Raw genomic sequence first — 25,291 nt, forward strand, 5'->3', positions numbered from 1 at the left:
GGGATGGTGCGGGCCCTTCGCACACTCGCTCAGGCGAGCGTCTGGCGCTTCGAGGAGATGACTCCCGTGTTGAAGCCGGCCAGGTTGAGGCCGCCATGGAAGCGCGCGTGCTCGATCTTGATGCAGCGGTCCATCGCGACGGTCAGGCCCGCGTCCTCCGCGATCCGTGCGGCTTCCTCGTTCCACAGTCCCAGCTGGATCCACAGGGTCTTCGCCCCGATCGCGACGGCCTCGCGGGCGACATCCGGCAGATCCTCGCTGCGGCGGAAGACGTCGACGACGTCCGGCACCTCGGGCAGGTCCTCGAGCGAGGCGTAGACCGGGTGTCCCAGGATCTCCTTCTCACGCGGGTTGACGAAGTACACGCGGTAATTCGACGAGGACAGCAGGTACGTGCCCACGAAGTTCGAGGCCCGCGCGGGCTTCGCCGACGCTCCGACGATGGCGACGGACTTCGCCTCGCGCAGCATCTGCAGTCGCTGCGTGGCGGACGGTCCCTCCCACGTGCGCTGCGTCCCTGCGGACTGCTGCTCGGTCTGCTCAGTCATCAGGCCGCTCCTTCTTCGTCGGTCGAGCTCGCTCCGGAGGCGGTCGCACCCGCCGCGGCGGTGAGTGCCTGATCGAGGTCCCAGAGGATGTCGTCGAGGTCCTCAAGCCCCACGGAGATCCGGATGAGGTCCGGCTTCACCCCGCCTGCCTCGAGCTGAGCGGCCGTGAGCTGCTGGTGGGTCGTCGACGCGGGGTGCAGCACGAGGGTCCGTGCATCGCCCACGTTCGCCAGGTGCGAGGCGATCTGGAGATTCTCGATGAACTCCTCGCCGACCTCGCGTCCGGACTTCTGGCCACTGGAGGCGACGCCGAACGAGAAGACCGATCCGGAGCCGGTGAGGTACTTGGCGGCCCGCTCGTGATGCGGGTGCGCGGCGAGCCCCGAGTACTGGACGTACGCGATGCGCGGGTCCTGATCAAGCCATTCGGCGACGGCGGTCGCGTTGGCCTGGTGGGCGTCCATGCGCTGGGCGAGCGTCTCCACGCCCTGCAGCAGCTGCCACGCGGACTGCGGCGAGAGCGACGGACCGATGTCGCGCAGCTGCTCGGAGCGCAGGCGGGTGAGGAAGCCGAACTCACCGAAGTTGTCCCACCAGGACAGGCCGTTGTAGGTGGGGACCGGCTCCGTCATGAGCGGGAAGTTGCCGTTGCCCCAGTCGAACGTCCCGGCCTCCACGACGACGCCGCCCAGGGTCGTGCCGTGGCCGCCGATGAACTTCGTCGCGGAATGGATGACGATGTCCGCGCCGTGCTCGATCGGGCGGCAGAGGTACGGGGTGTTGAGCGTCGCGTCGACGATGAGCGGGATGCCGACGGAGTGCGCGACATCGGCGAGGCCTTCGAGGTCCGCGATCTCCGAAGACGGGTTCGCGATGAGCTCCGTGTAGACGGCCTTCGTCTCCGGGCGCAGCGCGGCGCGGAAGTCCTCCGCGTCCGTGCCGTCGACGAACGTCGTCTCGATGCCGAACCGGCGCAGCGTCACGTCCAGCTGGGTGATCGTTCCGCCGTACAGCTGGGAGGAGGCCACGATGTGGTCGCCGGCCTGCGCGAGAGCCGCGAAGACGATGAACTCCGAGGACATGCCGGACGCGGTGGCGACCGCGCCGATCCCGCCCTCGAGGCTGGCCATGCGCTCCTCGAACGCCGCGACCGTCGGATTGCCGATGCGCGAGTAGATGTTGCCGTACTTCTGCAGGGCGAAGAGGTTCGCCGCGTCGTCGGCGTCCTTGAAGACGAACGACGTGGTCTGGTGGATCGGCACCGCACGGGAACCGTGGACCGCGTCGGGCACTCCGCCGGCGTGCAGCGCACGCGTGCGGAAGCCGAACTGGTGATCGGACAAGGCGTCCTCACTTTCTCGAGACTGGTGGTGTCGCGTCAGAGGGTGGTCGCCGCTTCCGCGGCCGGGTGCTCGACGATCCTGGCGATGTCGTCCACCGCGTGCGCGTTCATGAGCGACGTCGTATCGCCGAGCGTAGTGTGCTCGAACAGCTGGGTGAGCAGTCGTCTCATGATCTTCCCCGACCGGGTCTTGGGGACCTCGGGCACGGCGATGACGTGGGCGGGCTTCGCGATCGGGCCGATCCGCTGGGAGACGTGGGCGCGCAGCGTGTCGCGCAGGTCGTCCGCGGAGACGTCGCGGGCCTCCTGGGCCAGGACGACGAACGACAGCACCGCGTGGCCCGTGAGGGGATCGGTGGTCGGTGCGGCACCGGCCTCGACGACCCAGGGGTGGGACACGAGCGCGGATTCGATCTCGATCGTGGAGAGGCGGTGGCCGGAGATGTTGATGACGTCGTCGACGCGGCCCAGCACGGTGATGTCGCCGTCGGCATCGCGGCGGGCGCCGTCGCCGGACAGGAACCAGCCGCGCTCACCGAAGTGCGCCCAGTAGGAGTCGAGGAACCGCTGGGGCTCGTTCCACACCGTGCGGGCGGCCGACGGGCCGATCCCGTCGACCACGAGCAGGCCCTGCTCGCCGGTGGGCGTGGGGGAGCCGTCGGTGTCGACGACGACGGCGGACAGGCCCGGGAGGGCGCGGGTCGCGCAGCCGGGCTTGGGGGCCTCGGCGGCGGTCGCCGGATCCGCGCCCGAGGCCCCGGCCGGCTGCCAGCAGCCGTCCTGCGGGCGGGGTGACATGACGCAGGAGCCGGTCTCCGACTGCCACCACGTGTCGATGACGGGTGCGGTCCCGGAGCCCACCTCGCGTCGCAGCCAGGACCAGGCCTCGGGGTTGACGGACTCGCCGACCGTGCCGACGAGCCGTACCGAGGACAGGTCCCAGCGGTCGGCCGGACGTTCGCCGGGGGCGGGGTGCGACCCGAACGCGCCCATGTGCGAGCGCACCAGCGTGGGGGCCGTGTAGTACGTGGTCACCCCGTAGCGCTCGATGATCTCGAAGTGCCTGCCGGCGTGCGGTTCCTGGGGCGTCCCCTCGTAGATCACCTGGGTGACGCCGTTGAGCAGCGGCCCGTAGATCTCGTAGGTGTGGGCGGTGACCCAGGCTAGGTCCGCAGTGCACCAGTGGACGGCGTCGGCGACCTTCTGCGGGTCGTTGACCGTGTCCAGCTCACCGTCGACCAGGTCGAACAGCAGCGCGTGCGTGTAGGCCGTCTGGGTGAGGTACCCGCCCGTCGTGTGGACGAGCCCCTTGGGTCGGCCCGTCGTGCCGGACGTGTAGATGATGAAGAGGGGGTGCTCTGCGTCGAAGGGCTGCGCCTCGTGGTCCGGCGACGCGTCTGCCAGGGCGTCGTGCCACCAGACGTCGCGGCCGTCGGTCCAGGCGATGTCGTCGCCCGTGCGCCGCACGACCAGCACGTGCTCGATGTCGTTGTCGCCGCTCACCGCTTCGTCCGCCGCGTCCTTGACGGGGACCGCCTTCCCGCGGCGGAACTGGCCGTCGGAGGTGACGAGCACCTTCGCGCCGGTGTCCTCCACGCGGAACTGCAGCGCCTCCGCGCTGAAGCCGCCGAACACCAGGGAGTGCACCGCGCCGATCCGCGCGCACGCCAGGGTGATGACGACCGTCTCCGGGATGACCGGGAGGTAGATGACGACGCGGTCTCCCGCCTCCACGCCCAGGCTGATGAGCGCATTCGCAGCGCGGGAGACCTCCTCCTGGAGATCCGCGTACGTGAGCGTCCGGCGATCGCCGGGCTCGCCCTCGAAGAGCAGAGCGGGCTTGTCCCCGGACCCGGCGGCGACATGGCGGTCGACGCAGTTGTGGGCGGCATTGAGCGCGCCGCCGGCGAACCACTCGATGCGCGGGACGGTAAAGTCCGGCGTCCCGTCCGCGCGGGTGCCGATGCGCTGCGGGCGCTCGAAGGTGTGCGCGGTGTGCCACGGAGCGGCCCAGTCGAGGCGCGAGGCCTGGCGCTCCCAGAAGGCGACGCGCTCTGCTTCCGTGGTGGGTTCGGCGTACGTGGTGGGTTCGGTCGCGAGTCCGGTCGTGGTCATGCGGTCCACCTCTTCAGTGCGCGCTTCTCGACGAGGCCCAGCAGCGCATCGGTCACCTTGCCGAGCACGGCGAGGAGGATGATCGCGAGCAGGAGCCTGTCGGTGCGCCCGTTGTTCTGGCTGTCGGTGAGCAGGTAGCCCAGACCCATCGACGACGCGAGGAGCTCAGCGGCGACGAGGAAGAGCCAGGCCTGCGCGAGTGCGAGGCGCAGGCCGGAGAAGACGCTCGGGACGACCGCCGGCAGCTGCACTGTGAGCAGCAGTCGCAGTCCGCTGTAGCCGAAGGTGCGTGCGGCCTCGACCAGCTGGACGTCGACGTGCCGCAGCGACGACGCGACGGTCGTGTAGACGGGGAAGAACGCGCCGATCGCGATCAGCGTGACCTTCGAGTCCTCGCCGATCCCGATCCACAGCAGGAGCAGCGGCACCCAGGCCAGGGACGGCACGGCCCTGAACGCGCCGATGAGAGGTGCGGACACGGCGTGGGCGAACCGGGAGAGTCCGACAGCGGACCCCAGCACGATCCCCAGCGCGCCGCCCGCGACGAAGCCCAGGAGCACGCGCTGGACGGAGATGCCGATGTGGGTCCACAGCTCGCCCCGCGCGATGAGGTCGAGGCCCGCGGTCGCCACTGCGGCCGGCGGTGGCAGCTGCACGAAGGAGAACGTGCCCGTGCTGCTGAGCACCTGCCACGCCGCCAGGAGGCAGAGCGGGAGGATCGCGCCCAGTGCCACCTGCACGGACCGGCGGGACAGGAGATCCGCGCCCGAGGTCCCGGTCGGGTCCTGGGCCGGCTTCTGCGACCCCGGCGCGGGTACGTCCCTTGTGGCGTCTGCGTTCACAGCGCTCATGCGTCATCCCCTCCGCTGGTGTCTGCCGCAGTGCCTGCGACGGTGTCTGCGACCCGCGCCGCATCCGCCTCGGAGGCGAAGCGATCGTCGATGATCGTGTCGATCGCCTCGTCGACCTGCGACTGCTCTGCGACGTCGCCGATCTCGACGAGTGTGGGGCCGATGCGGCGGAGCACCTCGAGCTGCTCATCTCCGGGGACCGGATCGATGTCGAGGTGGGTGCGCTCCATCGTGAGCCCTGCGGTCTCCTCGTCGATGCTCGCAGCCTCCGCGAGGATCGACGCCGTCTCCTCCTGGTTCTCCAGCGCCCAGGTCCGTGCGTGGGCGTAGACGTCGAGGACGGTCTGCGCGAGCTCGGGCGAGGACTCGAGGAAGTCCTCACGGGCATTGAGGAAGCCGTAGGTGTTGAAGTCGAGGTTCCGGTAGAAGAGTTCGTCCCCCTCCGACTCCGCGGCCGCCATGATCGGGTCGAGGCCCGACCACGCGTCGACCTCTCCGGACGACAGCGCAGTGCGTCCGTCCGCGTGCTGGATGTTCTGGACCGTCACGTCGTCCAGCGTGAGGTCAGCCTCGGCGAGCGCCTGGACCAGGAAGAAGTACGGGTCCGTGCCCTTCGTCGCCGCGACGCTCCTGCCCTCGAGGTCCTCGACGGACTCGACATCCGAGTCCGGGCCCGCGACGAGTGCCGACCATTCGGGCTGCGAGTAGAGGTCCACGACCTTGATGGGGGAGCCGTTCGCACGTGCCAGGAGCGCCGCGGATCCTGCGGTGGAGCCGATGTCGACCGTCTCCGCCCGCAGAGATTCGTTCGCCTTGTTGGAGCCGGCGGAGAAGACCCACTCGACGTCGACGCCGTCCTCGGCGAGCGCGCTCTCCAGCCAGCCCTTCTCCTTGATGACCAGCGAGAGCGGGTTGTAGGTGGCCCAGTCGATCGCGAGGGTGTCCGTCTGCGCCTGTGCCGCGTCCTCGCCCTCCATGCACCCGGTGAGCATGAGCGAGCCGACTGCGGCGAGGGCCGCGGTCTTCAGCAGCGTGCGGGGGGAGCGGGGCGTGCGGGCACGGGAGGGCCGGGAACGGTTCATCGGGAGGTGCCTTTCGGGCTTGTCTGTGTGGAGAGTGTCTGTGCGGCTGGGTGACTGCGTGGCTGGGTATCTGTGTGGCTGGGTATCTGTGTGGCTGGTAGTGCGCGGTGTCGCTGGTGCGAGCGTGCTTGTGTGAGCGTGCTGGAGCGTCAGGAGACGCGGGTGCGGTCCTCGGCGCGGTGCTGTGACCCGCGTGCACTGGTCGATCGGCTCGCGCCGGTGTCGATGCCGAGCGCGGACAGCAGGTCCGCACGGACGTGTGCGAGCTCCGCGCTGCCGCGGTCGCGGGGACGCGGCTCGTCGAGGCGGATATCGCGCACGACGGTGGCCGGGGCGTCCGGGGATTCGGAGACCGGGCCGAGCACGACGATGCGGTCTGCGATGTGGACGGCCTCATCGACGTCGTGCGTCACGAGCAGCACCGTCGTGGGCTGCTCGTCGTGGATCGCGAGGAGCAGGTCCTGCATCTGCAGTCGGGTCAGCGCGTCGAGGGCGCCGAACGGCTCATCGAGCAGGAGGACGCCTGGGCGACGAGCGAGGGCGCGTGCGAGTGACACCCGCTGGGCCATGCCGCCGGACACCTCCCGCGGCCGCAGTCCGCCGCGACCGGTGAGTCCCACGAGGTCCAGCAGTCGTGCGACCTCGGTGCGGGAAGCGTCCTTCGCGGTGCCGCGCGGCAGTCCGATCTCCGTGTTCTTCTCCAGCGTCCTCCAGGGGAGCAGGCGCGGCTCCTGGAACGCGAAGGCTGTCCGCTCGTCCCCGTCGGTGACTGCCTCGCCGTCGATCAGGACGCTCCCGGATGTGGGCGTGCCCAGACCGGCCGCCGACCGGAGGAGCGTGGACTTCCCGCAGCCCGAGGGCCCGAGGATCACCAGCAGTTCGCCGGCGGGGACGGTCAGGTCGACGTCCGTGAGGACCGTGCGGTCACCGAACGCCTGGAGGTATGAGGAGAACTCGACGGTCGAGGCAGAAGGAGTCGAGACGGCAGGCGGAGTGGAAGAGCGCATACCTGCAATGGAACCGCGTCACGAGCCGCAGAACGTCGCTCAGCGTCACAGAACGGCCCATGACGCAGTGAAGCGTCATGGGCCGTCATGGAACGTCACGCGGATTTGCGTGTCCGCGTGTCAGTCGTCATCATCATCGCCGTCGTCATCCGAGTCATCGTCGTTGTCACCGTCGTCGCTGTCGCTGCCGGTGATGTCGCCCGACTGCGCGTCGATGCGGATGTCCGTGCTGTCGGTGGAGCCCTCAGCGTAGATCCCGACCTCCCAGTGCAGGCTGCCGTCGTCCTCGTCGAGCTCCGCGTCGTCGATCGTGCCCGGCGTGTCCTCGAGGGCGGTCTCGAGGGCCTCGAGGAGAGTGACCTCGGCCTGCTCGACCTCGCGCGTGTCGTCGCCGTCGGCGTCGTCCTCGTCGGTCTGCTCGACGCTCGAGCCGTCTGCGCTCACCTGGTACTCCCACTCGCGGTCGCCCACGACGTCGATCTCCCAGTGCTCGTTGTCGTCCCAGTCGATGTGGTGGGCCGTGCCGCCGTTCTCGGCCTCAGCCGTCTCGATGGCGGCGCCGGCGGCCTCCAGCTCGCCGCCCTGCGCGGAGCCGGACGCTGAGTCGGATGCGGAGGCCTCGGCCGTCGGCGTCTCCTCGGACTGCGCGCCGTCGGCCGGAGCGCTCTCCTCCTGCGGTGCCTGGGACTGCTCGACGCCGTCGGTCTGCTCCGCATCGCCGCCCGACCCGCAGGCGGACAGTGTGAGAGCCGCTGCGGCGACGACGGCGACGGAGAGGGACTTGAGGGGGCGGAGTGTTCGTGTGTTCGTCATGGCTCTCACAGTACTGAGGCTGCGTGAACCGTCGATGAGAGACGGATGAGCGAGTTCTTACGCATGACGAGAATCCGCGCCGAGCACGCGGACACCGGCGGCTGCGTACGGTGCGAGGAGCTCGTGGTCATCCGTGTCCGTCACGAGCGTCCACGCCTCCGGGAGCCGCGCCCACGCGCTGATCCCCGCCACCTGGAACTTGGTGCGGTCGGCCAGCACGGCGATGCGGTCGCTGCGGTTCGCCGCGCACTCCTTCACATAGGCCTCCTCCAGGGTGGGCTCCCCGACCCCCCGCTGTGCGGAGACCGCATCGCAGCCCAGGATCGCGAGGTCGAAGGAGAAGCGCTCCAGCGCCTCGAGCGCCAGGGGTCCGGTCGTGCCGTGGGAGGCCGTGGTGAGGCGACCACCCACGACGTGCACGTCGATCCCGTCGCAGCCGACGAGCAGGACAGCGTTCTCGAGGCCGCGGGTCACGACCCGCACACCGCTGACGGACCGCTGCCGCAGGGCATCGACGAATGCCATCGTCGTGGAGCCCGCGTCGAGGAAGACCGTCGCTCCGTCATGGACGAGGTCGACCGCAGTGCGGCCGATCCCGGCCTTCCCGGCGGTGTTGAGCGCCAGCCGGTCGGCCAGAGCGCGATCGCGGTAGGGGGCTGACGTGATCGCCCCGCCGTACGTGCGCGACACCATCCCCGCGGACTCCAGCGCCGCCAGGTCACGCCGGACGGTCGATGCGGACACCTCCAGGTGCGCGGCGATGTCCTCGACGCGGGCCGTGCCGCCGTGGATCAGGGCGATGAGGGCGTTGCGGCGGGCCCTGGTGGCGCGGTGCGGCCGCTGCGTGGTCTGCTCCATCACTCAGCCAGTCCTCTCATTCGGCCCGTCCCCGTGCTCAGCGCGTCCCCCCGCTCAGCGCGGGAGGTACTCCGCGCGGATCCCGTCGACGTACGGTGCATAGTCGATCGCCGCGCGGAATGCGGAGCGCATCGTGCCGGGATCGGCCAGTGCCTTGCCGGCGATGTCGAAGGCCGTGCCGTGGTCGACGCTGGTGCGCAGGATCGGCAGGCCGACCGTGACGGAGATCGTGCCGTCGAAGTCGAAGGTCTTCGCCGCGATGTGTCCCTGATCGTGGTACTGCGAGAGGATCCCGTCGTAGCGGCCGGAGAGCCCGTGGTGGAACACGGAGTCCGCAGGGATCGGGCCGGCGACGGTGAGCCCGTCCGCGTTCACCTGCTCGAGCGCCGGACGCAGGATCTCGATCTCCTCATCGCCGAACGCGCCGTTCTCCCCGCCGTGCGGGTTGATCGCGGCGGTCGCCAGGCGGGGGTCCGTGATCCCGTAGACCTCGAGGGCGCGGTGCGCGCGGCGGATCGAGTCGACCTGCGTCTCCACAGTGATCGCGTCGAGGGCCTTCCGCAGCGACATGTGGCGGGTCGCGAAGAACACGTGCATGTGATGGCCGGGGACGTGCGAGCGCTCGACGACGAACATCGTGTCCTGCTTCGTCACACCCGTGAGTGCACCGAGCATCTCCGTGTGGCCGAGGTGCTCCGATCCGGCCTGCCAGATGGCCTCCTTGTTGATCGGACCGGTGACGATGCCCGCGATCTCCTGGTTCATGGCGGCTGTCGTCGCGATCTCGATCGCGCGGACGGCGGCACGACCGGCGCGTGCATCGACGACGCCCCACTCCAGGTGCTCGTCGCCCAGCTCATCGATGTCGAACACGTCGATCACGCCCGGACCTCCGTGCGGGACGTCCCACGAGGAGACGGCCCGGACCTCGGCGTCGAGGCCCAGGACCTCGACGGCGCGGCGCATGACGGAGGCATCGGCGACTGCGATGCCGTGGACCGAGGCGTCGCCCGAGTACTCGTGGAGGACGGCTGCGGTGATCTCCGGGCCGATGCCGACGGGATCGCCGGGGGTGAGTGCGAGGACGGGTGCGGTCATGGAAGATCCTTCGCTCGTGCGGTGTGCTCGGTCTGTGGGGTGCGTTCTGTCTGTGCGGTGCTGGAGGAGTACTCGGTGGCGGTGGCGAGGTCGGCCAGCGCATCGAGGCACACGACTGCGGTGCCGGTGTCGCCCACGAGGCCGCCCTTCGTGACGATGGGCAGACCGGCGCGCGGTCCGCCCACGAGCGTCCCCCCAGCGGCAAGGGGGACGACCTCGTCGAGGACCTCGATGCCGACGCCGCCGAGGCCGTCGAGGACCTCCGCGGTCACGTCGCCTCCCGTGGTGTAGAGACCGCCGACGGTCGCCTCGGCGAGGACGGCGGCGGTCACGGCGCCCAGGGCGGCGGGGATCGCATCCGCCTCGGCCTCCGTGAGATCGAAGATGTCTGCGACCTCCAGCACGGTGGCCAGCAGGACGATCGGCGCTGCGGCGGAGTCGAGGTCGCGGATGACGTCACGACTGGTCGCCGCGATATCGATGCGGCGGGTCCCGGGGAGGAAGACCGGACGGACGACTGACACGTCGCGGGCGGAGGTGAGGTGCGCGAGCTGGGTGCGGGTCAGCTCTGTCGCGGACCCGGAGACTGCGAGCAGGGGAGGAGCCGCGGGTGTTCCGGGACGCCCCGTCGATCCGGTCAGCCCCATCTGCGTGGCGAGGGCCCAGGTGCCGGGACCCGGATCGATCCCGACCCACAGGGCGCGGGGGCGCACCGCGAGCGCGGCGCGGGCGATCTCGTCCAGATGCGATTCGGTGAAGGCGTCGCCGATCAGGACGTCGGGGGCGGGCGCCGAAGAGTCGGTCCCGTCGAGCAGCTGCGCGATCCGCTGCTCGAGTGCGGCCCCGCCTGCCGTGACCGTCTCCAGATCCATCTCTGCGCACGTGAGGGAGGAGTCACGGGTGAGGGCGGCGGCCACGGATGAGGTCGTCATCGGAGTCCGCACGTCGTGGGCCAGCTCCGTGTGCTCGAGGCGCACGCCTCCCATGAGCTGCAGTCCGCCCACCGTCTGACGATCCGCGGTGGGGAATGCCGGCATGCACAGACCGATGACCTCGCGATCGGTCAGGGACCGGACCGTGTCGATCACCGCCTGGGCCTGGGCCCCGACGTTGCCCCGCAGCGTGGAATCGCACCGCGACGACACGAGAGAGGCCGGCCAGCCCGCGCGGACGGTGGCAGCGGTGCGGCGTGCGGCCTCGGCGGCGGGGACATGACGGGAATCCGTCGTCACCACGACGGCATCGTAGTGCTCCCGCTGTGCGGTGATCTGCTCGTGGGCCTCGCCCACGCGCAGGGTCACGGCGCGCATGCCGCGCCGGACGAGGCCGTTGGCCGCACCGTTGGAACCGGTGAGGTCGTCGCCGACGATGAGGACGTCCGCCATGGCGCAGCCCTCAGCCGACGACGAGGTTGAGGATGATGAGCAGCGGGATCGAGCCTGCCCACACCGCGGTGGTGATGCCCGACCAGCCCTTGAGCGCCTCCAGCCCGTCCAGGCCGGTGAAGCGGGTGACGACCCAGAAGTAGGAGTCGTTGAAGTAGCTGAAGACCATCGAACCGGCGGTGCAGGCCATGACTGCGACGAGCGGGTCGAGGCCGGACTCCACGATGACGGAGGCGGACACGGATGCGGCCGTGATCATCGCGACGGTGCCGGAGCCCTGAGCGATGCGCACGACGGTCGCGATGATGAAGGGGACGAAGAAGGCGGGCAGCGGAGTGGTGGCGACGGCGGTGGCCAGCGCATCGCCCACCCCCGATTCGCGCAGGACCATGCCCAGGCCTCCACCGGCACCGGTGATGAGGAGGATGAGGCCGGCGGAGCCTGCGGCCTCGGCGAGCCAGCCGTGGACCTTGGTTCGCGGGGTCCAGCGGGGCAGCAGCACGTAGACGGCGAGGATGACGCCGATCGTGAGGGCGACGACGGGGTTGCCGAGGAAGACGAGCGGCTGGGCCCACGCGGACGGCGTGTACTCCGCCTCCTGGTCGCCGATGATGCCCTGATTGCCCTGGTCGACCGCTGCGGCGACGGTGTTGCCGACGATCAGCAGCAGCGGGACGACGAGCGGGAGTGCGCCGAGCAGCGCGTTCGTGCGGTGCGGCTTCTTGCCGATGGGTGTGGCGCCGAGGAAGGTCTCGGGACGGTAGGTCACGACGTTGGCGACGGCCTCGGCGCTTGCGGATCCGCCCTTCGCCGCCAGGCTGGTGTCATGGTTCGCACCGTAGACCTCGCTCGCGACGACGGTGTTGAGGCGCGACTCCAGGCGGGGGCCCATCCACTTCGCGTAGATCACGACGACGGGCAGCAGGCACACGGTGAAGATGACGCCGGTGAGGATGACAGAGCCCATGTCCGCACCGAGGATGCCGGTGACGGCGAGCGGTCCGGGAGTGGGCGGCACCATGTGGTGGGTGAGCGTCATGCCGCAGCCCAGCGCGAGGGCCAGTGTCACGTAGGCGCCCTTCTTCACGCGCGCGATCGAACGGGCGAGCGGGTTCATGATGACGTAGCCGGAGTCGCAGAAGACCGGGATGGACACGAGCGAGCCGACGGATGCCATCGCCCACGGCTCGCGACCCTTGCCGAACATCTTGAGGAAGGCGCGGGCGAGTGCGTCGGCGGCACCGGAGACCTCGAGGATCTTCCCGATGAAGACGCCCAGGCCGATCACGATGCCGACGCTGGCCAGCGTGTCGCCGAAGCCTGCGGTGATCCAGTTGATCGTCTCGACGAAGCCGGAGCCCGCGACGATACCGGTGACGAGCCCGGCGATGAGGAGCGCCACGAATGCATCGAGGCGGGTGGTGAGAACGAGGACGACGATGGTCGCGATGCCCAGCACGAGTGCGAGGAGCAGCTGCAAGTCCATGGCGGACTCCTTGGTGGGGTGAACGGTCGGGGAACGGAGGGTGTCTGCAGCGGAGGCTGCACAGAGATTTCTGAGAGTCTACGCGCAGTTCCTTCAGGAACTGAAGTCGAAGGTGCGCAGAGTGCGCAGGAATTGTGGGGAGTGAGCGGGGCGTGGGTGGGGAATCCCTTTCGCGGGGCGTGCGTTGAGGGAGCAGGAAGCGCGGAACCGAACGCGCTCAGACGACGACGCGTCCGGTGCGTGATGCGTTCGGGGTGGAAGAGGAGACGACTCGATGGTGGTTGAGACTGCGGGAACCGATGGCGCTGTGACGCAGAGCGGAGGGCGGCGTGTCCGCATCGACGTGTGGACAGACCTCGTCTGCCCGTTCTGCTACGTCGGCCAGGCACGGCTGGACCAGGCGATCGAGGAGGAGGGGGTCGACGTGGATCTGGTCGTCCACGCCTTCGAGCTCGACCCCACTGCCCCTCACGCCCACGGCGACGGCACTGCACCGGGCGGGGCGGCGCCGTCGAACATCGACCACCTGGTCAGCTCGAAGGGCATGCCGCGGGAGCAGGTCGTCGCGATGGAGGAGCGGATCGGCGGTATGGCCGCAGAGCTCGACATGCCCTACGCACAGGAGAGGCCCATGGCGAACACGCGAACACTGCATCGCGTGGTGCAGACGGTCGCCGCGACGGTCGACGAGGCAGCGGCCGCCGCGATGTTCAACCAGATCCAGGGAAGCTACTTCGCCGGGACCTTCGATCCGTTCGACACCGATGCGCTCGTGCGGAGGGCAGTCGAGTCCGGAGCGCCCGAGGACGCGGTGCGGGCCGCAGTGGCAGGCGAATCAGCTGAGGCGGACGAGGCGGTGGAAGCCGACATCGCACGCGCGCGTTCGCTGGGCGCGCAGGGCGTGCCCTTCATGGTGTTCGACAATCGTGTCGCGGCTCCCGGAGCGATGGACGTCGCGACCTACCGGCGGGCGCTTCGGCAGCTCGCAGACGGGGAGGAGGTCGCATGAGCGACGACGAGGCGACGAAGGACGAGGCGACGAAGGACGGCGGCGTGCAGCCTGACAGCGACGGCTCGCAGACTCAGGAGCCCGATGCGGCAGACGCCGTGGCCTCGGGCGAAGGTGCCGGCGTGGAGCCCGGAGGCGGCGAGCAGGCAGACGTCGACGCGGAGCAGGCGTCCGCAGGCGAGGGGATGCTGAGCCTGGACGACCTGCTGGACGGTGCACAGGGCACGAGCTGCTCGATCGACGGCACCTGCGACTGAGGCGCTCAGCGGAACGCGTCCACCACTGCCTGCTCGATCCGATCGGAGAGCTGTGAGGTGGCTCCGGTCCGTGTGCTGATCCACGACTCGACGCGCAGGTCGGAGTCGACGACCTGCGCGATCCGCACCCGTGGGTCGTCCCCTTCGCGTGCGCGAGCCACGGATAGCGGCGCGAGCGAGACGCAGAGACCTGCCGCGACGGCGTCCAGCGCAGATCGCCAGGTGCGCGTCCGATACGTGAGGGCAGGGGTGAAGCCCACTTCCCCGCACAGCGCTCGCACGGTGTCGTGGAGTCGCGGAGACGCGCTGCGGCGGAAGACGGCGAAGGGCAGTCCGGCGCAGTCGGCGAGGCGCTGCGGGGAGGATGCGGTACCCGCAGTGCTACCCACCGGTCGGAGCGCGGCAGTGGGCTGTGTCGGGACGACGAGCGCGAAGGGCGCTGCGGTGAGACGGGTCGACGTCACGTCGGGCCCGTCGGCCGGCGCGTTCCCGCACGCGAAGTCGACGCGGCCTTCCCGCAGGGCGGTGAAGGATTCGGCACTGGAGAGCTCCTCGACGATGACGCGAAGGTCGGGCAGCTCCTCCGCAAGAGCGGAGATCGCGTCGAGGAGGCCCTGCTCCAGCACTGTCGCGGTGGAACCGATCGTCACGACACCGGCCTGACCCGAGGCCAGCACGGCGGACGCGGAGGCGAACCGATCCGCGCTGGCGAGGACCGCCTCGGCCTCGGGCAGCAGGGTCTCGCCTTCGTGGGTGAGGGCGGTGCGCGGCGTGCGGCTGAACAGCGCCACCCCCAATTGCCTCTCGAGTCGCCTGATCTCCGCGCTGAGGCCGGGTTGGGAGATGTGGAGCAGTTCTGCCGCGCGGCCGAAGTGCAGGATCTCTGCGAGCACGACGAAGTAGCGGAGGCGACGCAGGTCGACGTCTTTCATAACGCAAGGTTATCCCCTCTTCACCTCTTGCTTTTGGACGGTTATCGGCATTCTTTCTACCCTGAGGGCAGTGACCCCGGCGAAGGCCGGTGAGAGCCGTCGACCCGATCGAAGGAGATCCCATGACCGCAGAAGCAGCCCCGACCTCGCCGCATTCTCAGACCTCACCCGTGTCGGAGGCATGGCCCGTTCCGGACAGCCACGGCATCGACCGCGTGGCCGACGACAAGAGCCTGCAGGCGCTCCTGCCCCTCTATCTCGAGGAAGACCTGCGCAAGCACCTCGCGCCGGTGCTCGCCGAACTGGGCCCGCGGCTGGGTGGTGAGATGGACGACTGGGCGCACCTGGCGGACGTCAACCCTCCGGTCCTCCACCACCGGACGCGGCAGGGCCGGGATCACCAGTGGATCGAGGTCCACCCTGCTTATCGTGAGCTGCAGAGGGTCGCATTCGAAGATCTGGGCATGCACGCGATGAGCCACACGCCGGTGCTGGGCTGGGACAAGCCCATGCCGCCGCTCGTGAAGTACATGTTCTTCTACCTCTTCGCGCAGGCTGAGTTCGGCCTCGAATGCCCGGTGTCCATGACGGATGCGCTGACCCGCACGCTGCGGAAGTTCGGTGACCAGGAGCTCATCGACCGGTATCTGCCCACCCTGACGTCGACGTCGCTCGAGACGCTGACCCAGGGGGCGATGTTCATGACGGAGCAGGACGCCGGCTCCGACGTCGGGCGTGCGACGACGATCGCGCGCGACAACGGCGACGGGTCCTGGGCGCTGACGGGTGAGAAGTGGTTCTGCTCCAACGCGGACGCGGAGGTCACGATGATCCTCGCGCGTCCAGAGGGCGCACAGCGCGGCATCAAGGGGATCGGCCTTTTCCTGCTGCCGCAGACCCTGCCGGACGGGACGCGGAACAGCTATCGGATCGTGCGGCTCAAGGACAAGCTCGGGACCAGGTCCATGCCGTCGGGCGAGGTGAGTCTGGACGGTGCGACCGCCTACCTCGTCGGTGATGTCGGCCAGGGCTTCAAGCAGATGGCGGACATGGTGAACTCGTCCCGTCTGTCGAACGCCGTGCGGTCTGCCGGCATGATGCGCAGGGCGTTCGGGGAGTCGCGGTTCGTGTGCCTCGAGCGCGAAGCGTTCGGCACCCGCCTCATCGATCTGCCGCTGCAGCGGCGCCAGCTCGCCAAGCTGCTGCTGCCCGCCGAGCAGGGACTCAGCATGTCCTTCCACACCGCTCGCGTGTTCGAGCGCGCCGATGCGGGGGACGACGGAGCCGCGGCAGTGCTGCGCATCCTCACCCCGATCATCAAGCTGCGCACGACGCGGGAGGCGCGGAAGGTGACCGCAGACGCGATGGAGGTGCGCGGCGGCGTCGGCTACATCGAGGAGTACGGTGACGCCCGCACATTCCGCGACGCCCAGCTGGGGTCCATCTGGGAGGGGACGTCCAACATCGTCGCCCTGGACGTGGTCCGTGCCGCGCACCGGTCATCCGCGCTCAAGCCACTCATGGGGTACCTGGGCGAGCTCATCGCGGAGGTGGGCGGCCGCGCGGCTCCGGCAGACGCGCCCGAGGCCGGAGTCCGGGCCGAGGCATTCGCACCCCTCGCTGCGGAGCTGGACCGGTTGTCCGGCGAGCTGCTGCACGCGCTGGAGATGCTGGGGGATAAGGCGAACGAAGCGCAGACCCGCCAGGTCGCGACTGCTCTGTACTGTCTGTGCTCCGCAGTGTTCCTCGCCTGGGAGGGCGTGAGGATCGGTGCCCGTGACGGCGACTACAGCCGTGTGGTCCTCGCCGCGATGGTGGTGCGCCACCGTCTGCTGCCGCAGGATCCGCTGTCTGTCGTGGACGATCCGGCCGACCTCCTGAAGGACCTCATTCTCCAGGAGTGCGTGGACGCCGATGCTGCCGCAGCCTACGTCGCCGAGTCGCTGGGCGGCGGGCAGTGACGGGGGCGCCGGCCGGGACCTCCGAGCGGCCCGGCAGTCTGGCGGGGATCACCGTCGTGGATCTGTCCCGCGTGCTGGGCGGGCCCTACGCCACGCAGATCTTGGGCGATCACGGTGCGCGCGTGCTGAAGATCGAGCCGCCGCAGGGCGATGAGACGCGTGCGTGGGGCCCGCCCTTCTACCGGGAGGACATCGCCTGGTACTACGCGGGCGTGAACCGGAACAAGGAGGTCCTCACGCTGGATCTGCGCAGCCAGGAGGGGCAGGCGAAGCTGCGGGAGCTGCTCGTCGAAGCGGATGTCCTGGTGGAGAACTTCAAGCCCGGCACGCTCGAGAAGTGGGGGCTGGGCTATGACGTCCTGAGCGTCGACTTCCCCCGCCTGGTCCACTGCTCCGTCACCGGATTCGGCGAGGACGGGCCCCTGGGCGGCATGCCGGGCTATGACGCCGTCGCGCAGGCGATGAGCGGGCTCATGAGCGTGAATGGGACGCCGGAGACCGGTCCCACGCGGATCGGGATGCCGGCCGTCGACATGATCACGGGGCTCAACGCGGTCAACGGCATCATGATGGCGCTGTGGGAGCGGAGTGTCTCGGGGCGCGGCCAGCGGGTGGAGACCACGCTGTTCGACTGCGCGCTGTCCGTCATGCATCCGCACATGCCCAACCTCTTCGGGACGGGGAAGCCCGCTGCGCGGACCGGGAACGACCATCCGAACATCGCGCCGTACTCCACGTACGCGACGGGGGAGGGCGACCTCTTCATCGCGGTGGGCAACGACCGTCAGTTCGCGCGTCTGTGTGAGCGGATCGGAGTGCCGCAGCTGGTGGAGGATGCGCGGTTCGCGACGAACGCGGATCGCAGTGTCCATCGGGAGGAGCTGCGGGCGGAGCTGGAGGCTGCGATGCTCGCGTTCGAGGCAGTGGCGCTGGGGGAGGCGCTGATGGCCGACGGCGTGCCTGCGGGGCCGATCCTCGATTCTGCCCAGGCCGCCGCGCATCCGCACACGGCGCACCGCGAGATGATCATCGAGATGGACGACGGGTACCGCGGCGTCGCCTCACCGGTGAAGCTGTCGCGCACGCCTGCGACCTACCGGATCAGCCCCGGAGGGGCGGACGCGGTGCATCCTGTGCAGACGACGGCTGATCCGCAGCCGGTGAGTGACTGAGGCCACACGAACGCCGACTTGGCGACCGCTCCGCGCGGCAGTAACATGGAGCGGTCGCCTGCAGGCGGCGGCGGTCGCCCCCCGGGTGGCTGCGGGGCTATAGCTCAGTTGGTAGAGCGCTTCGTTCGCAATGAAGAGGTCAGGGGTTCGAATCCCCTTAGCTCCACAGACGGTCCTGGGTCGCAACATCGTTTCCGGTGTCGCGACCCAGGACTTTTTCGTGGGTCGTTGCAGAATCGCCACACGGCACAGCTCCGCCGGTATGCGCGGGAGCCTACCGTCATCGGTATGAGACGAATCATCGCCCCGCTTGTCCTCGGTCTCGGCCTCATTCTGGTCGGTTGTGATTCATCGTCCCAAAGGGCAGGCGACGCAGGGGCTCCGGATTACTCCGCGGGTTCAGAGGACGCGCAGCGCAGTACGGCGCAGGACTCGGACATCGAGGACCCCGGAGACTCGGAACCCGGGGACTCGGAGAGTGCCCGGCAGGTCATCTCCGCAGGTGATATGCGGGTGATCACTGACAACCCTGCCGAGGCGGCCAACGGCGTCGTCGAGCACGGCGAGTCTCGTGGCGGCTATGTGGAGAGCCGCGAGGAATGGGTCGACCATGACGGAGAAGCCGTCGTGGACATCGCACTGCGCGTCCCCGCTGACGAGTTCGAGAAGCTCATGACCGACGTCGATGGGAGCGGCGAGGTCGTGCAGCGGAGTCAGAGTGCAGAGGATGTGACAGGTGCGGTGCGTGACCTCGATTCGCGGATCGGTGCACTGGAGGTGTCCACCGAGCGTCTGGAGGACATCATGGGCGAGGCGGACACCAGCGCTGATCTGCTCGAGGCTGAAGCGGCACTGAGCGAGCGGCAGGGTGAGCTGGAGGAGCTCGTCGCCCAGCGCGATGATCTGGACGACCGGGTGTCGATGTCCACCCTCCGGGTCGAACTCCGCGCAACGGACCGCGCGGACGATTCGGGCGGCATCACGCACTGGTTCCTCGACGTCTGGACTGCCCTGCTGAACTCGGCAGGCGGATTGGTGATCGTACTCGCAGCGCTCCTTCCGTGGGTGGTTGTGATCGGCATTCCCTCCTACCTGATCACCCGCTGGCTGATTCGCAGGGGCAGGCGCAGGAGCAGGAGCCGCCGTGCGCCGGGGTCTGAGGACCTGCAGGACGGAGCCGGGGTCACTGCGACGAACGCGCCGGACTCATACGAAACCGCCAGTGGAGGCGTGGACGGCCGGGGGAGCGTCTCGGACGGCGGTGACGACCCCACCGGAGTGGGGCCGCGCAGCTGATCGCGTCCCCGTCGGACACCACCGAAGCTCGGAATGAAGTCGAATCCGCGATCCACGGATGGAACGAGGCCAACGCTCGGAACAAGCGGGTCATACTTCAGCCGTGGCGATGGGAGACGTCGTCGGTGCCTCAGCTCGGAGACCACCCGCAATCTCTCATCAACGCTCAGGGTGTGGACGACTCCGACGTCGTCTTCGCGCTGTTCGGCACTCGGCTCGGCTCTCCTACGTCGGGTGCGGTGTCCGGGACGGTTGAGGAGATCGAGCGAGCAATCGATCAAGGCAAATCTGTTCACCTCGACGTCTCGACAGCGCCGCTGCCTAACGACGTCGATACGAAGCAGCTGGAGGGCCTTCGAGCGTTCAGGAAGGAGATCCAGGACCGTGGTCTGCTCGGCGAATTCAGTAACCTATCCCAGCTTCAGTATGAGGTCTGGAAGGCCATCGAGTTCGACATCGCGGCGTTCGCCCTCGGTGCACCGGTGCTGAACGGGCCAGCCAGCGGAGTGCAGTTCCAGGTGCAGCCTCAGCAGGAACGCGAGGTCAAGGATTACGACAAGAGGGGTAAGCCTCGTTATAAGACCCGACACTGGATCGAAGTCACGAACACAGGCGACGAGGACGCCCACGAGGTTACGTTCGAAGCTGTCGGCGAGAACCCCAGCATGGTCGTCCTCAGCGATTCCGGACCCACGGTCATCCACGCAGGCCAGACGCGCCGTGTCCACGTCGCCCATGGGATGGGTGGCGGCGTTCAAGACGTACTGTGCATCCGCTGGTCGGAAGGCGGCGAAGCGAAGGGACGGGAGTTCCACGTGGGGTGATCGGTCGAGTACTCGAGCCTCGACCCAACGAATCAGTGACTGGTCGTTCGCTGCGAACCGCTGTTATGATGAACTCATCATGATCGGCCCGCTCGCCTCACGGCTCGGGCCGATTTTCTTGTCCCGGAGGACTCTATGATGCGATACGCCAAACCGTGGTTGCCGTTCCGCGAGCAGGTCGACAGGCTCATCGCGCGCGGCGTCTTGGTAACCAGTCGAGGAACTGCGCTGAACCTCCTCCGGACGGTCGGTTACTACCGGGTCACTGGCTACCTTTACCCTTTCCGCCAATCCGTAACGACGCTGGACGGCAACGCGCGAGGGCATACCCACGTACTGGACGTCTATCGCGAAGGGACGTCGATAGAGGACGCGGTCGACCTCATTGAGTTCGATCGAGAGCTCCGCCTTCTCGTACTCGAGGCGGTCGAGCGCATCGAAATCGCACTGCGAACGCAGATCGGGTATTCGGTCGGCCGTGTCGGTGCGTTTGCGCATGAACACTCACACACTTTCGTTGCTGCCTTCTCTGAGGCTCGCGCCGATCCCATGACCAATGCGGCTCAGCCCAGTCGATGGGAAGAGTGGCTCAATCGTGTCGACGACAGGCGAAGCAGCTCAGACGAAGCCTTCGTCGAGCACTTCCGCATGAAGTACGACGACAGTATGCCGATCTGGGCGCTGACCGAGCTTCTGGAACTGGGGCACCTCTCCCGGCTGTATGCTGGGCTGCGAAATGATCTGGCGACAGAGATCGCGGTTGCGTTCGGTGCGCCGACCAAGCGGGTGATGGCGAGCTGGATCGCCACTCTCAACTACGTGAGAAACCTCGCCGCGCATCACGCTCGACTCTTCAACAAGAAGCTGGTGATCGCGCCGAAGAGACCGACTCCTGCCCAGGTCCCTCTTCTTGCGCATCTCACTGAGACTGCGGCTCCAAAGGAGTTCGGTGCATACAGTGCTTTCGCCGTGATGGCGTTCCTACTGCGCTCAATCGCACCCGACGACGATTGGCCTGGACGATTCGAGGGGCACCTTCGTGCATTTCCGGTGAGCGACGTCCTCGATCTCGAATCAATGGGAGTCGCTCCAGGCTGGCTCGACCAAGAACTCTGGCACCCCTGACAATCGTGCGCGGCACTCTGGCTGCTGAGGAGAACCACACCGCGTGCTCGATTGGCCTGACTGCGCAGGACTCTGCACCCCCACATACGATGTCCTCATGACGGACAGCACGATGACGAGCACAGCCGCGCGAACCGAATCCCCTGCTGAGGACGCGTTTGGAAACCTGCTCGACACGCTCTACTACGGCAGCCTCGACGAGCGCGACAAGGGCACGAAGTTCGAACGCCTCATCCGGTCCTACCTCATGACGGACCCGGCGTACGCCTCTCAGTTCGACGAGGTCTGGGAGTGGAGCGACTACCCGGGGAAGGCCGGCCGCACCGACGACGGCGTCGATCTGGTCGCCCGCGACGCGATCACCGGCGACCTCACCGCGATCCAGTGCAAGTTCATCGACCCGCAGACGACCGTGGGCAAGGGACAGGTCGATTCGTTCATCTCCGCCTCGTCCACCGGTGAATTCTCCCGCCGCATCTTCGTCTCCACCACGACCAAGATGAACGCGACGATCGAGTCCTACATGCAGCGACTCGACCCGCCGCTCACGCACCTCAACGTCTTCCACCTCGCGAATGCCCCGATCGACTGGGCGCAGTTCAGCCTGGATCGACCGGAGGACATCCGCCGCTCCGATGACGCCAAGTCGCCCATGCCGCATCAGCGCGCGGCTATGAAGGCCGTGCAGGAGGGCTTCACCACTCATGATCGCGGCAAGCTCATCATGGCGTGCGGCACCGGCAAGACGTACACGTCGCTGCAGATCATGGAGCAGCAGACCGGCCCCAGCGACACCGTCCTCTTCCTCGTTCCGTCCATCGCGCTCCTGTCGCAGACGCTCACCGAATGGAAGCGGGACGCGAAGGAGCCGTTCCGCGCGTTCGCCGTGTGCTCGGACGTGAAGGTGGGCAAGAACGTCGACGCGGACGTCTCCACGACGGACCTCATCATCCCCGCCACCACAGACTCGGACCGCCTCATCGAGGAATGGCGCAAGGGCGACGGCTACGAGGGCCGCACCGTCATCTTCTCCACCTACCAGTCGATCGACGTGCTCACCGGCGCGCAGCGGGCGGGCCTGCCGGACTTCGACCTCGTCATCTGCGACGAGGCCCACCGCACCACGGGTGCCACAGCCGCCGGCCAGGATGACTCGAACTTCGTCCGCGTGCACGACGACGCCTACGTCCGCGCCACCAAGCGCCTCTACATGACCGCGACCCCGCGCGTCTTCGACGAATCCTCCAAGCGGAAGGCGGAGGAGAACTCCGTCGTCGTCGCCAGCATGGACGACGAGGACGTCTTCGGTCCCGAGTTCCACCACCTGGGCTTCGGCGCCGCTGTGGAGGCCGGCCTGCTCACCGACTACAAGGTGCTCATCCTGACGGTGGACGAGGGCAGCGTGAACACGCACCTGCAGACCCTTCTCACCGATGAGGACGGTGCTCTGCGCCTGGACGAGGCCGCGCAGATGGTCGGCTGCTGGAAAGGACTCGCCACTCGCGGTGCAGAGGCCACCGCCGCCGAAACCGCTCTCACCACCCAGCCGCCCGCCGCCTCCCTGGCGGGAGACTCGGGGGACCAGCACGGCGTCTCGGGAGTCGCGGATGCCGTTGCCACAGCCCGCCGCACCACAGCACCGATGCGCCGCGCCGTCGCGTTCGCCGCGAACATCAAGGACTCCCAGCGCATCGCGCGGTCGCTCGAACTCGTGGGTGCGCAGATGGGTGGCGACAACGGTCTGCAGCTGGCGACGCGGCACGTGGACGGCGGGATGAACGTCGCGGAACGGATCAAGCACCTCAATTGGCTGGAGTCCACACCCAAACCCATACAGTCAGACGAGGTAGCGAACGTCGCCGACGAGCCAGCCGACGCGGGGGAGTGCCGCATCCTCACGAACGCCCGCTGCCTCTCCGAAGGTGTGGACGTCCCCAGTCTGGATGCGGTGATGTTCCTGTCCCCGCGCAACTCGCAGGTGGACGTCGTCCAATCCGTCGGCCGAGTCATGCGCCGCTCCAAGGGCAAGGACTTCGGCTACATCATCCTGCCCGTCGCGGTCCCCGCCGGCGCGACGCCGGAAGAGGCGCTCAAGGACAACAAGAAGTACCGGGTCATCTGGTCGGTGCTCAACGCACTGCGCAGCCATGATGATCGCTTCGACGCGATGGTCAACCAGTTGGACCTCAACAAGCACACCGCCGGCAAGGTCGTCCACGAACACGTCGAGTTCGACCGTGACGACGTCGAGGGAGTTGGGCAGGGCACGAATGCCGATCCGTCCACGGGCGGCAAGGACCTGGGGACACAGGTCGCGCTGTACCTGGAGGGGCTGGACCAGTGGCGGGATGCCCTCTACGCGAAGATCGTCAACAAGGTGGGCGACCGCGAGTACTGGGACAAGTGGCAGGACACGATCGCAGACGTCGCCGCCCGTCAGACCCAGCGCCTGCAGGCACTGGTTCTAAAGAATCCCACCCCTGAGGCCGCTGCTCAGTTCCGTGAGTTCGTCACCGCTCTGCGGGCGAACCTGAACGACGGGATCAGCGAGGACGACGCAGTGTCAATGCTCGCGCAGCACCTCATCACGAAGCCGGTCTTCGATGCCCTGTTCGAGGGTTATGACTTCGCGGCGCAGAACCCGGTCTCTCAGGTGATGGGGCGGATGGTTTCCGCGCTGGAGGGCAACAACCTTAATGCAGAGACCGAGGAGCTGCAGGGCTTCTACGCTTCCGTGCGGAAGCGTGCAGAAGGCATTGATACGGCCCAGGGTAAACAGCGGATCATCACGGAACTGTACGAAGGTTTCTTCACGAAGGCGTTCCCCAAGCAGGCGGACGCGCTGGGCATCGTGTACACCCCGGTGGAGGTCGTCGACTATATCCTCCGCGCGGTGGACGACCTGTTGAAGGAGCACTTCGGCAAGGGCATCACGGACGAGGGCGTCCACGTGCTCGACCCGTTCACGGGGACGGGTACGTTCATCGTCCGCCTCTTGGAATCGGGACTGATCGATCCGCACGATCTGGCGCGGAAGTATGCGGGGGAGTTGCACGGGAACGAGATCATGCTGCTCGCCTACTACATCGCGGCAGTCAACATTGAAGCGACGTTCCACGGAATCGCTGGGGGTGACTACCAGCCGTTTGAAGGCATCGTCCTCGCCGACACCTTCCAGATGACGGAGGACAACGACACAATCGACGACGGCGTCTTCGTGGGTAACAGCGACCGAGCGAAGAAGCAGCTGGACACCGACATCCGCGTGATCGTCGGCAATCCGCCGTACTCCGTCGGCCAGACGAGCGCGAACGACAACAACGCGAACCAGGAGTATCCCACACTGGACGCGCGGATTCGGGACACGTACGCGGCGGAGGCGTCGGGGCAATACAAGAGCAGTCTGTACGACTCGTATGTTCGAGCAATGCGCTGGGGAGTCGATCGTCTCGGCGATGCGGGAGTGCTCGCCTACGTGACGAACGGCGGATACATCGATGCGAACTCTGCCGCGGGAATCCGTGCTCACCTCGAGCGCGATTTCGATCATCTGTACGTCTATAACCTGCGAGGGAACCAGCGGACAGCGGGCGAGCAGTCGCGGAAGGAAGGCGGAAAGGTTTTCGGTTCGGGCAGTCGCGCGACGGTCGCGATCCTCGTGGGCGTGAAGGATCCGGCTCATTCGGGTCCGTGCGAGCTCCGCTACCGCGACATCGGTGACTACCTGAACCGCGACGAGAAGCTACAGATCGTGAGTGGCGGGACCGTCGCGTCCACGGAGTGGGCCACCCTGATCCCGAACGATCGCCACGAGTGGATCAACCAGTCGTCCAACGCTTTCGACTCTCTTCCCATGCTCAGCGGAAAAAACGCCGATTCGACAGGTGGTAGTTCAATTCTGACTACGCATAGTTTGGGATTGAGTACAAATCGCGATGCATGGGTATATGGCTACTCCGCAATTGACGTTCAACGAAAAATGTCAACGCTCGCTGTAAATCTAAAAGGGGTATCCATCTTGGTGCCGATAGGTGGATCGGTGCGGGCTGGTGGTCAGGGAGTTCGGCGCCAGGGCCTGGGAGAGGTTGCCTGGTCGAGGCTACTGGGCCTCGAGCGAGGTCCTCTTCGCC

Annotated in this window: 20 protein-coding genes and 1 tRNA gene; 9 read left to right on the forward strand and 12 right to left on the reverse strand. The window is 67.9% G+C overall.

Annotated elements, in window-relative coordinates; all coding sequences use genetic code 11:
• Positions 1 to 29 precede the first annotated feature (29 nt).
• The 11 genes from BSP109_RS14095 to BSP109_RS14145 form a co-directional block, all read right to left on the reverse strand.
• Positions 30 to 548 carry a CoA-binding protein gene (locus BSP109_RS14095; RefSeq protein WP_101601457.1) on the reverse strand — a complete coding sequence of 173 codons (519 nt, stop codon included), beginning with the start codon at positions 546 to 548 and terminating at the stop codon, positions 30 to 32.
• Complete coding sequence (locus tag BSP109_RS14100; RefSeq protein ID WP_101601459.1) at positions 548 to 1,891, reverse strand: O-acetylhomoserine aminocarboxypropyltransferase/cysteine synthase family protein; 1,344 nt, start codon at positions 1,889 to 1,891, stop codon at positions 548 to 550. Before BSP109_RS14100 ends, BSP109_RS14095 begins: the two co-directional genes overlap by 1 nt.
• A 35-nt stretch (positions 1,892 to 1,926) precedes the next feature.
• Positions 1,927 to 4,005, reverse strand: coding sequence for an acetate--CoA ligase (gene acs / locus BSP109_RS14105; RefSeq protein ID WP_101601461.1), 2,079 nt, complete (start codon positions 4,003 to 4,005; stop codon positions 1,927 to 1,929).
• On the reverse strand, positions 4,002 to 4,856 hold the full coding sequence (locus BSP109_RS14110; RefSeq protein WP_101601463.1) for an ABC transporter permease: 855 nt from the start codon (positions 4,854 to 4,856) through the stop codon (positions 4,002 to 4,004). The genes acs and BSP109_RS14110 overlap by 4 nt, the downstream gene beginning before the upstream one ends.
• Complete coding sequence (locus tag BSP109_RS14115) at positions 4,853 to 5,938, reverse strand: aliphatic sulfonate ABC transporter substrate-binding protein (protein ID WP_087006203.1); 1,086 nt, start codon at positions 5,936 to 5,938, stop codon at positions 4,853 to 4,855. The genes BSP109_RS14110 and BSP109_RS14115 overlap by 4 nt, the downstream gene beginning before the upstream one ends.
• A 149-nt stretch (positions 5,939 to 6,087) precedes the next feature.
• Positions 6,088 to 6,945 carry an ABC transporter ATP-binding protein gene (locus tag BSP109_RS14120; protein ID WP_101601465.1) on the reverse strand — a complete coding sequence of 286 codons (858 nt, stop codon included), beginning with the start codon at positions 6,943 to 6,945 and terminating at the stop codon, positions 6,088 to 6,090.
• 120 nt (positions 6,946 to 7,065) lie between these two features.
• Positions 7,066 to 7,758, reverse strand: coding sequence for a PepSY domain-containing protein (locus BSP109_RS14125; RefSeq protein WP_101601466.1), 693 nt, complete (start codon positions 7,756 to 7,758; stop codon positions 7,066 to 7,068).
• A gap of 57 nt (positions 7,759 to 7,815) precedes the next feature.
• Positions 7,816 to 8,616 (reverse strand): DeoR/GlpR family DNA-binding transcription regulator, encoded by an 801-nt coding sequence (locus BSP109_RS14130; RefSeq protein ID WP_101601468.1) that lies wholly within the window; start codon positions 8,614 to 8,616, stop codon positions 7,816 to 7,818.
• 54 nt (positions 8,617 to 8,670) lie between these two features.
• Entirely contained in the window at positions 8,671 to 9,714 is a 1,044-nt protein-coding gene (pdxA, locus tag BSP109_RS14135; RefSeq protein ID WP_101601470.1) for a 4-hydroxythreonine-4-phosphate dehydrogenase PdxA, read from the reverse strand.
• The gene (locus tag BSP109_RS14140; RefSeq protein WP_101601471.1) at positions 9,711 to 11,099 is read right to left on the reverse strand and encodes a four-carbon acid sugar kinase family protein; all 1,389 of its coding nucleotides are present in this window, start codon (positions 11,097 to 11,099) and stop codon (positions 9,711 to 9,713) included. Before BSP109_RS14140 ends, pdxA begins: the two co-directional genes overlap by 4 nt.
• 10 nt (positions 11,100 to 11,109) lie before the next feature.
• The gene (locus tag BSP109_RS14145) at positions 11,110 to 12,585 is read right to left on the reverse strand and encodes a GntP family permease (RefSeq protein ID WP_101601473.1); all 1,476 of its coding nucleotides are present in this window, start codon (positions 12,583 to 12,585) and stop codon (positions 11,110 to 11,112) included.
• A 274-nt stretch (positions 12,586 to 12,859) separates the two neighbouring features.
• On the opposite strand from BSP109_RS14145, the gene BSP109_RS14150 reads away from it, so the two are divergent.
• Together BSP109_RS14150 and BSP109_RS14155 are read left to right on the forward strand one after the other, a co-directional pair.
• On the forward strand, positions 12,860 to 13,594 hold the full coding sequence (locus BSP109_RS14150) for a DsbA family protein (RefSeq protein WP_101601475.1): 735 nt from the start codon (positions 12,860 to 12,862) through the stop codon (positions 13,592 to 13,594).
• Complete coding sequence (locus BSP109_RS14155; protein ID WP_087007071.1) at positions 13,591 to 13,851, forward strand: hypothetical protein; 261 nt, start codon at positions 13,591 to 13,593, stop codon at positions 13,849 to 13,851. Before BSP109_RS14150 ends, BSP109_RS14155 begins: the two co-directional genes overlap by 4 nt.
• A gap of 5 nt (positions 13,852 to 13,856) precedes the next feature.
• Here BSP109_RS14155 and BSP109_RS14160 read toward each other — a convergent pair whose 3' ends face one another.
• Positions 13,857 to 14,783: a LysR substrate-binding domain-containing protein gene (locus BSP109_RS14160; protein ID WP_101601476.1), complete on the reverse strand. Its 927-nt coding sequence runs from the start codon at positions 14,781 to 14,783 to the stop codon at positions 13,857 to 13,859.
• Between the two features lie 122 nt (positions 14,784 to 14,905).
• On the opposite strand from BSP109_RS14160, the gene BSP109_RS14165 reads away from it, so the two are divergent.
• The 7 genes from BSP109_RS14165 to BSP109_RS14195 all read left to right on the forward strand — a co-directional run.
• On the forward strand, positions 14,906 to 16,744 hold the full coding sequence (locus tag BSP109_RS14165; RefSeq protein WP_101601477.1) for an acyl-CoA dehydrogenase family protein: 1,839 nt from the start codon (positions 14,906 to 14,908) through the stop codon (positions 16,742 to 16,744).
• Positions 16,741 to 17,916 carry a CaiB/BaiF CoA-transferase family protein gene (locus tag BSP109_RS14170; RefSeq protein ID WP_101601479.1) on the forward strand — a complete coding sequence of 392 codons (1,176 nt, stop codon included), beginning with the start codon at positions 16,741 to 16,743 and terminating at the stop codon, positions 17,914 to 17,916. Before BSP109_RS14165 ends, BSP109_RS14170 begins: the two co-directional genes overlap by 4 nt.
• Before the next feature lie 93 nt (positions 17,917 to 18,009).
• Positions 18,010 to 18,082, forward strand: a tRNA-Ala gene (locus BSP109_RS14175).
• A 122-nt stretch (positions 18,083 to 18,204) separates the two neighbouring features.
• A complete protein-coding gene (locus BSP109_RS14180; RefSeq protein ID WP_101601480.1) occupies positions 18,205 to 19,212 on the forward strand; it encodes a DUF4349 domain-containing protein in 1,008 nt (335 codons plus the stop codon).
• 173 nt (positions 19,213 to 19,385) lie between these two features.
• Positions 19,386 to 20,036: a DUF4062 domain-containing protein gene (locus BSP109_RS14185; RefSeq protein WP_257944707.1), complete on the forward strand. Its 651-nt coding sequence runs from the start codon at positions 19,386 to 19,388 to the stop codon at positions 20,034 to 20,036.
• Between the two features lie 135 nt (positions 20,037 to 20,171).
• Positions 20,172 to 21,161, forward strand: coding sequence for an Abi family protein (locus tag BSP109_RS14190; protein ID WP_257944708.1), 990 nt, complete (start codon positions 20,172 to 20,174; stop codon positions 21,159 to 21,161).
• A 97-nt stretch (positions 21,162 to 21,258) separates the two neighbouring features.
• A partial coding sequence (locus tag BSP109_RS14195; protein WP_257944709.1) for a DEAD/DEAH box helicase family protein occupies positions 21,259 to 25,291 on the forward strand: 4,033 nt, incomplete at its 3' end.

This window comes from Brevibacterium sp. Mu109, assembly GCF_900169375.1.
GTDB lineage: Bacteria > Actinomycetota > Actinomycetes > Actinomycetales > Brevibacteriaceae > Brevibacterium > Brevibacterium yomogidense_A.